This window comes from Kitasatospora sp. NPDC048286 (assembly GCF_043201735.1).
Classification (GTDB): domain Bacteria; phylum Actinomycetota; class Actinomycetes; order Streptomycetales; family Streptomycetaceae; genus Kitasatospora.
Genome location: NZ_JBICZE010000012.1, coordinates 315,008 through 322,560, shown reverse-complemented (window position 1 = coordinate 322,560; position 7,553 = coordinate 315,008). Strand labels below are relative to the sequence as shown.

Here is a 7,553-nt window from a genome sequence, read left to right as displayed (position 1 = left end):
GCTTCCACGACGGTGTCCGGGCGCTGGAGGCCGCGGGCGTCACCCGTTTCGTGGAGCTGGGCCCCGACGCGGTGCTGACCGGGCTGGCCCGCGAGAGCGTCCAGGCGCCGGACACGGCGTTCGTCCCGCTCGGCCGCCGGCTCGGCTCGGAGAGCGTCACCCTGCTGACGGGGCTGGCCCAGCTCTACGTGGACGGCCTGGCTCCCGACTGGCAGGCGGTCTTCCCCGGTGCCGGGCGGGCGGAGCTGCCGACGTACGCCTTCCAGCACCAGCGGTACTGGCTGGCGGCGGACGTCCCGCTGGTCGTCGGCGCGCTCGACACCCCCGACCAGCAGGCCGGGGCGGGGGAGGTGGCGCCGCTGCGCGCGCGCCTCGCCGGGGTCGGCGAGTCCGAACAGCAGGAGCTGCTGGTCGAGTTGGTCCGCTCGCAGAGCGCCGCCATCCTCGGCCACTCCTCCGCGGAGGCGATCGAGCCGGAGGTCGGCTTCCTGGAGGCAGGGATGGACTCGGTCTCCGGCACCGAACTGCGCATCGCCCTCTCCGCGGCCACCGGGCTGGCCCTGTCCGCCGGCGTGGTCTTCGACCACCGCACCCCGGCCGACCTGGCCGCCCACCTGCGAACCGAGCTGGCCCACGGCGGGTCCGGGCTCGCCGGGGCCGGCGCCGACGGCGCTGTCGACGGCGGCGCCGAGGACGCTGCCGAGGACCTGGAGTCGATCAGCGGGCTGCTGCGCCGGGCCGCCGCCGAGGGCCGGATGACGAAGGGGATGGCGCTGCTCGACGCGGTCGCCGAGATCCTGCCCGACTTCTCCTCGGCGGCCGAACTGGAGCGTCTGGCCGAGCCGGTCCGCCTCGCCCAGGGGGAGCGGGGACCCAAGCTGATCTGCTTCCCCTCCCCGATGGCGCTCGGCGGCGCCCACCAGTACGCCCGGTTCGCCTCGCACTTCCGTGGCCGCCGCGAGGTGGTGGTGCCGCCGGTGCCGGGGTTCGGCCCCGGGGAGGCGCTGCCGCGCTCGGTGGACGCCGTGCTCGACGTCTTCGTCGAAGGCCTGCCGGCCATGGCGGCGGGGGAGCCCTTCGTCCTGGTCGGCTACTCGTCCGGCGGCCAGTTCGCGCACGCCACCGCCGAGGTGTTGGAGAAGGCGGGCACCCCGGCGGCCGGGGTCGTCCTGCTGGACACCTACCTGCCCGGCGGCGAGGGCCAGGACGAACTCTGGCCGCAGATGTTCCGGGGCATGCTGGACCGGGAGTCCTCCTTCGGCCGGTTCAGCGCCGCCAGGCTTGCCGCGATGAGCCGCTACAGCGACCTGATCGTGGACTGCCTGCCGGGAGCGCTGTCGGCCCCGGTGCTCTTCGTCCGCCCGGCGCAGTCCTTCACCGACGCGCCCGGCACCGAGGACTGGCGAGCCTCGTGGAGCGGCGAGCACCTGCTGCGGGAGGTGCCCGGCACCCACTTCACCATCCTGGAGGAGTCGGCGCCGGTGGTGGCAGAGGCGGTCGACGACTGGCTTTCGACGCTCGGAACCCTCGAAAGCTGACCGTTACTCGCCGGCCCTGCCGTCAGGGGCCCGGTGACCAGGGGCGCGGGCCATCGGTTCCGCGCCCTTGGTGTTCCCGGAAGCGGCTTGCGGTGGTGGTAGAACATCCGCCACCGAGGGGGAGAAAGTTCTACCTCGGATACGCCAAGCAATGCCAATGTGCCGAACCGCCGCCGCTTCTACCGTTGATACCAGTTCGCGTGAGGTGCGTGATTAACCGGGTGGGAGTTCCAGTGCAGACTCAGGAGAGCGGTCAGCAGGCAGTGGCCGTCCGGCTGGAAGCGGTCGAGAAGATCTACGGCAAAGGCGACAACGAGGTGGCCGCGCTCAAGAGACTGAGCATGACCTTCGACACCGGCAGCTTCACGGCCGTGATGGGCCCCTCGGGATCGGGCAAGAGCACCTTCCTGCACTGCGCCGCCGGTCTGGTCAAGCCCACTTCGGGCAAGGTGCTGGTCGGTGACACCAACCTCGCGGACCTGGACGAGGTGCGGCTCACCAAGCTGCGCCGCGACCGGATCGGCTTCATCTTCCAGTCGTTCAACCTGCTTCCGGCCCTGACGGTGATGCAGAACATCGTGCTGCCGCTCCAGCTGGCCGGCAAGCGTCCGAACAAGAGCCAGATCCTGATGGTGGTCAACCGGGTCGGTCTGGCCGACCGGCTCGACCACCTGCCCGGCCAGCTCTCCGGCGGCCAGCAGCAGCGCGTGGCGATCGCGCGAGCCCTGGTGACCCGGCCCGCCGTGGTCTTCGCCGACGAGCCGACCGGCGCCCTGGACACCCGTACCGCCGCGGCCGTGCTCGGCCTGCTGCGCGAGTCGGTGACCGCCGGCGGGCAGACCCTGGTCATGGTCACCCACGACCCGGTGGCCGCCTCCTACGCCGACCGCGTGGTCTTCCTCGCGGACGGCCGCTTCGTCGGCGAGCTGTACCAGCCGACCGCCGAGGCCGTCGCCGCGCGGATGACCCGGCTCGGCGCCTGGGACGACGAGAACTTCGAGCCCTCCTCCGCCCTGTCGGGGGGTGGCCGCTGATGCTGCTACTGGCCCTGCGCACACTGAAGTTCCGTAAGACCGGGTTCATCGCCACCTTCGTGGCGATGTTCCTGGGTGCCGCGATCGTGATGGCCTGCGGTGGCCTGATGGAGACCGGCGTCCGGATGGCGGCCCCGCCGCAGCGCCTGGCCGGGGTGCCGATCGTGGTGACCGGTCAGCAGACCTACGACGACACCGCGCTGACCGAGCGCAACCGGATCGACCCGAGTGTGCTCGACACGGTCAAGGCGGTTCCCGGCGTCGGCAGCGCGATCACCGACCTGTCCTTCCCCGCGACCGTGGTGGTGGGCGGCAAGGCGGTCGACGCCGGCTCGAAGGGCCACAACTGGTCCGGCGCCGGGTTGACCCCGTTCACGCTGACCCAGGGCGTGGCCCCGGGCAACGGCCAGGTGGTCCTCGACGCGAAGCTGTCGGCAGATTCGGGCGCCGGCGTCGGCTCCAGCGTGCAGCTGACCGTGCACGGCGCTGCCCGGACCTTCACGGTCTCCGGCATCGCCCACCAGACCACCGGCGAGACGATCCAGCCGAGCCTGTTCTTCTCCGATGCCCAGGCGCAGCAACTGGCCGACTCCAAGGGCAAGTTCGACTCCATCGGGGTGCAGCCGGCGGCCGGTGTCGACGTTGCTGCGCTGGAGCAGGCCGTGAGTTCGGCGGTCAGCGGCAAGGCGATGGTGCTCACCGGCGAGCGGCGCGGCCTGGCCGACCTGCCGGGCACGCTCTCCAGCCAGCGGACCGTGACCATCCTGGCGGCGATCTTCGGCAGCTGGGCGGTCCTGATCGTGATGTTCGGTGTCGCCTCCACGCTCGGGCTCTCGCTCCAGCAGCGGGCGCACGAGATGGCCCTGCTGCGGGCGATCGGCACCACCTCCCGGCAGGTGCGCCGGATGATCCTCGGTGAGACCGCCGTGCTGTCGGTGATCGCCACCGCCCTGGCGATCGCCCCCGGCCTCGTCGTCGGCAAGCTGCTGTACGGGCAGCTGACCGGCAACGGCGTGGTGTCCAAGGAGATCATCTTCCGCGAGGGCTGGATCCCGATCACGGTCGGCGCCTTCGCGGCGATCGCGGCCGCCATGGGCGCGGCGCTGTTCGCGGGGCGCAAGGCCGCGAAGACCGAGCCGGTCGCGGCGATGGCCGAGAGCACCCTGCAGACCAAGTGGCTCACCACCACCCGCCTGCTGCTGGCGCTGTTCTTCATGCTCAACGGCGTCACGCTGTCGGTCGTCACGGTCACGGTGATGACCGACGGTCCGACCCTGGCGAGCACCGCGGGACCGGCCTCGGTCCTGTTCGCGATCGGCGTGGCGCTGCTCGCCCCGGGGATCACCAAGGCGATCGTGGTGGCGCTCCGTTGGCCCGTCCGCGCGTTCTCCGGACTGTCCGGGTACATGGCGCTGCGCAACGCCACCACCAACAACGTCCGGATGGCGGGCGCGGTGGCTCCGATCATCCTGCTGATCGGCATCGCCAACGGCACCCTGTACATGCAGGCCACCGAGGACACCGTCTCCGCCAAGAGCTACGAGAGCAACGTGCTGGCCGACTACGTGCTCGACTCCTCGACCGGCGGCTTCGCGCCGGGCGTGGTCGGCTCGGTCAGCTCCATCCCGGGCGTGTCCGGCGTCTCCGAACTGGTCAGCTCCATCGGCTTCGTGGACGCCGCAGGCAGCGGCAACACCATGGACCTGCGTGGCGTCTCGGCCAACGGTGTCCAGCAGACCATCGCGCTCGACTCGCTGAACGGATCGATCGGCGACCTGAAGGGCAACACGGTTGCCCTGTCGGACAAGCAGGCGAAGGACTTCGGCGTCCGCATCGGGGACAACCTGAAGATCCACTTCGGTGACGGCACCGCCGCCGACCCCAAGGTCGTGGCCACCTACGCCGACAACCCCCAGGAGCAGTACCTGCTGCTGCCCTCCGACGTGCTGGCCCCGCACACCACCACCGGCCTGCCGACCAAGATCCTCGTCAAGGCGGACGGCAGCGCCGACCACGCCCAGATCCAGTCCCACCTCGACGGCGTGGCGGCCACGGTGCCCGGCACCGCGATCGCCGACCGTTCCACGCTGACCAGCTCCAACAACCAGATCCAGCAGATCCTGGTCTCCTCGAACTACACCATCGTCGCCATGATCGTCGGCTACGCGGCGATCACCGTGATCAACAGCCTGGTGGCGGTGACCCGCAAGCGCCAGGGCGAGTTCGGTCTCCAGCGTCTGACCGGCTCCACCAAGGCCCAGGTGCTGGGCATGCTGAGCGTCGAAGGCGCCCTGGTCGCCGTCATCGCGACCATCCTGGGCACCATCTCCTCGGCGACCACGATCGTCCCGTACAGCCTGGTGAAGGCCGACTCGATCCTGCCGAAGGGCTCGATCGGCATCTACCTCGCGATCATCGGCGGCGCGCTCGTCCTGATCTTCGGCGCGACCCTGTTCCCCTCCTGGAGGGGCATGCGGACGCCGCCGATCGAAACGGCCAGGTCCGCCTGACCGGCACGCCGGGGCCGCTCTTCCGTCACCCCCGGACGGAGGAGCGGCCCCACAGCCGTTTCCCGGCCGACCGCCGGTCGGTCAACTCGTCACGGCTCGTTGAGTTTTAGTAACGTGGCGCCGATCGAAAAAACCCGCGAGCACGACCGGTGGCTACGTCCTGTACGTACTTGTCGGACGGGCTCGCGGGATCACTGCTGTCACGGATGGACGATCGCTCAGGTGTACTTCGCTTACCGCCCTTCCTTCGACCCATCCATCGACCGAGCCGCGGATCCGGAGGCCTTGCCCATATCCCGCCGGGCCACATCCCTCTGCGCGGGCCTGAGCGAGACCTGGTGAACATCAGGAACGGCCTGCACGAGTTCCCCGCCCGACTCCGCCGGGCCGGCACCGACCTGGTGGTAGGGGTGCTGATCGCGCTGGGCGCCATGCTCTCGGTCTGCCTGTTCCTGATCACCGCCTATTTCGTGATCCTCTTCGTCATCGGTATCGGCGCGGTGATGCTGCCGATCGTGACCAAGTGGGTCCGCTGGCTGTGCAACGCCAACCGGCGGGTGGCCGCCCGATCGGGAATCGAGATCGCCGTTCCCTACCGGCCGGAGCCCCAGGAGTTCGAGAAGGACATCGTCGGCTGGATCCGCCGCTGCAAATGGATTCTGACCGATCCGGCCAGCTGGCGGGACCTGCTCTGGCTGCTGCTCAACTCGGTCGTCGGCATGATCGGTTTCCTGCCCGCCGTGGTGCTCTACTACGTCCTCGAGGGGTTTGCGCTGGCCTGCGGCCTGTGGCGGCCCATCCTGCGGGCGCAGGGCACCGGGCGCGAGTACTTCTTCGTCCCGATCCAGAGCCAACCCACCGCCGCCCTGGGCGCGCTGGCGGCAGCGGCGCTCTTCGTCGTCTGGGTGTGGTATAGCCCGGCCTTCCTCACCGCGCACGCGTACTTCACCCGCCTGCTGCTCGGCCCCACGGAGCGCTCCCGACTCACCGTCCGGGTCCTGCACCTGGCCGAGACCCGATCCGGTGCCCTGGACGCGGCCGCCGCCGAACTGCGCCGGATCGAACGCGACCTGCACGACGGTGCCCAGGCCAGGCTGGTCAGCCTCGGCATGACCCTCGGGGCGCTCGAACGCCATCTCGGCAGCGAATCGGACGAGGCCCGCAGGCTGCTGCGCGACGCCCGCACCTCCTCCATCTCGGCCCTGCGTGAGCTGCGCGACCTGGTGCGCGGCATCCACCCGCCGATCCTCGCCGAACGCGGCCTGGCCGACGCGCTGCGCGCCCTCGGCCTGGCCAGCCCGCTCCGGGTCGAGGTGACGGTGAGCATCCCGGGCGAGGTGCCGCCACCGCTCGAATCCGCCCTGTACTTCGCGGTGTCCGAGCTGCTGACCAACGCCCTGAAGTACTCCGGCGCCGAGCACGTCGAGGTCAGCGCCTGGCACGACGGCGCCGTGCTGCACGCCCGGGTCATCGACGACGGCCGCGGTGGTGCCGACGCCACCGCGGGAACCGGTCTGCACGGCATCCGCCGGCGGCTGGCCACCTTCGACGGAACCCTCGACATCAGTAGCCCGCTGGGTGGTCCGACCGCAATCAAGATGGAGATACCGTGCGTGTTGTCCTCGCTGAAGACCTCTTCCTCCTGAGGCAGGGGCTGATCCAACTCCTGGACGCCTACGGCTTCGAGACCGTGGCGGCCGTCGACAACGGTCCCGACCTGCTCGAAGCCGCCGCCAGGCATCGTCCCGACATCCTGATCGTCGACGTCCGGCTGCCGCCGACCTTCACCACCGAAGGCCTCAAGGCCGCCCTGCAGGCCAGGCGTGAGATCCCCAAACTCCCGATCCTCGTGCTCTCCCAGCACGTCGAGCAGATGTACGCCAGGGAGCTGCTCGCCGACGGCACCGGCGGCATCGGTTACCTGCTCAAGGACAGCGTCTTCGACAACGAGCAGTTCATCGACGCGATCCGCCGGGTCGCCGCCGGCGGTACCGCCATGGACCCCTCCGTGGTCTCCCAACTGATGGTGAGCCACGCACGCGACGAACCGCTCGCCGCACTCACGGTACGAGAGCGCAGCGTCCTGGAGCTGATGGCCGAGGGCTGCTCCAACACCGCCATCGCACAACGTCTCGTCATCACCGAGGGTGCGGCGGCCAAGCACATCTCGAGCATCTTCGTCAAGCTCATGCTGCCCCCGGACAGCGACAGCAACCGGCGCGTCCTGGCGGTCCTCGCCTACCTCAACGCCTGAGTGGACGCACGAGGCCCTGTCCGGCCGGTCGCGCCGGGAGGAAGCTGGAGTGGCCGCCGCTGCTCGGTCGCCGCTCACCGGCGTGGAGGCGATCGCCAACGGGATCGCGTCCGGACGCTCAGCACGGCGCGCTTCCGGCGGAAGCTGACGCGGGCCCGAACGGTGCGAACACTGATGGCCGGCGAGGGCTTGCTGCCCTCGCCGGCCATCGACGTCC

General features: G+C 70.4%; 5 protein-coding genes. All 5 read left to right on the top strand.

Annotation, left to right across the window (positions count from 1 at the left end; translation table 11 throughout):
• Positions 1 to 1,538: alpha/beta fold hydrolase (locus tag ACGF13_RS28355; RefSeq protein ID WP_392880281.1), on the top strand; the 1,538-nt coding region annotated here is incomplete at its 5' end.
• A gap of 233 nt (positions 1,539 to 1,771) precedes the next feature.
• Positions 1,772 to 2,572 (top strand): ABC transporter ATP-binding protein, encoded by an 801-nt coding sequence (locus ACGF13_RS28350; protein WP_380452069.1) that lies wholly within the window; start codon positions 1,772 to 1,774, stop codon positions 2,570 to 2,572.
• The gene (locus tag ACGF13_RS28345; RefSeq protein WP_392880278.1) at positions 2,572 to 5,082 is read left to right on the top strand and encodes an ABC transporter permease; all 2,511 of its coding nucleotides are present in this window, start codon (positions 2,572 to 2,574) and stop codon (positions 5,080 to 5,082) included. Before ACGF13_RS28350 ends, ACGF13_RS28345 begins: the two co-directional genes overlap by 1 nt.
• A gap of 338 nt (positions 5,083 to 5,420) precedes the next feature.
• Complete coding sequence (locus ACGF13_RS28340; RefSeq protein ID WP_392880275.1) at positions 5,421 to 6,728, top strand: sensor histidine kinase; 1,308 nt, start codon at positions 5,421 to 5,423, stop codon at positions 6,726 to 6,728.
• Positions 6,692 to 7,336: a response regulator gene (locus ACGF13_RS28335; RefSeq protein ID WP_380452078.1), complete on the top strand. Its 645-nt coding sequence runs from the start codon at positions 6,692 to 6,694 to the stop codon at positions 7,334 to 7,336. The genes ACGF13_RS28340 and ACGF13_RS28335 overlap by 37 nt, the downstream gene beginning before the upstream one ends.
• The last annotated feature ends 217 nt before the right edge of the window (positions 7,337 to 7,553 follow it).

Excerpts from the sequence above, each read along its gene's own strand:
- ACGF13_RS28345 (WP_392880278.1), top strand. The coding sequence starts at position 2,572 with ATGCTGCTACTGGCCCTGCGCACACTGAAGTTCCGTAAGACCGGGTTC.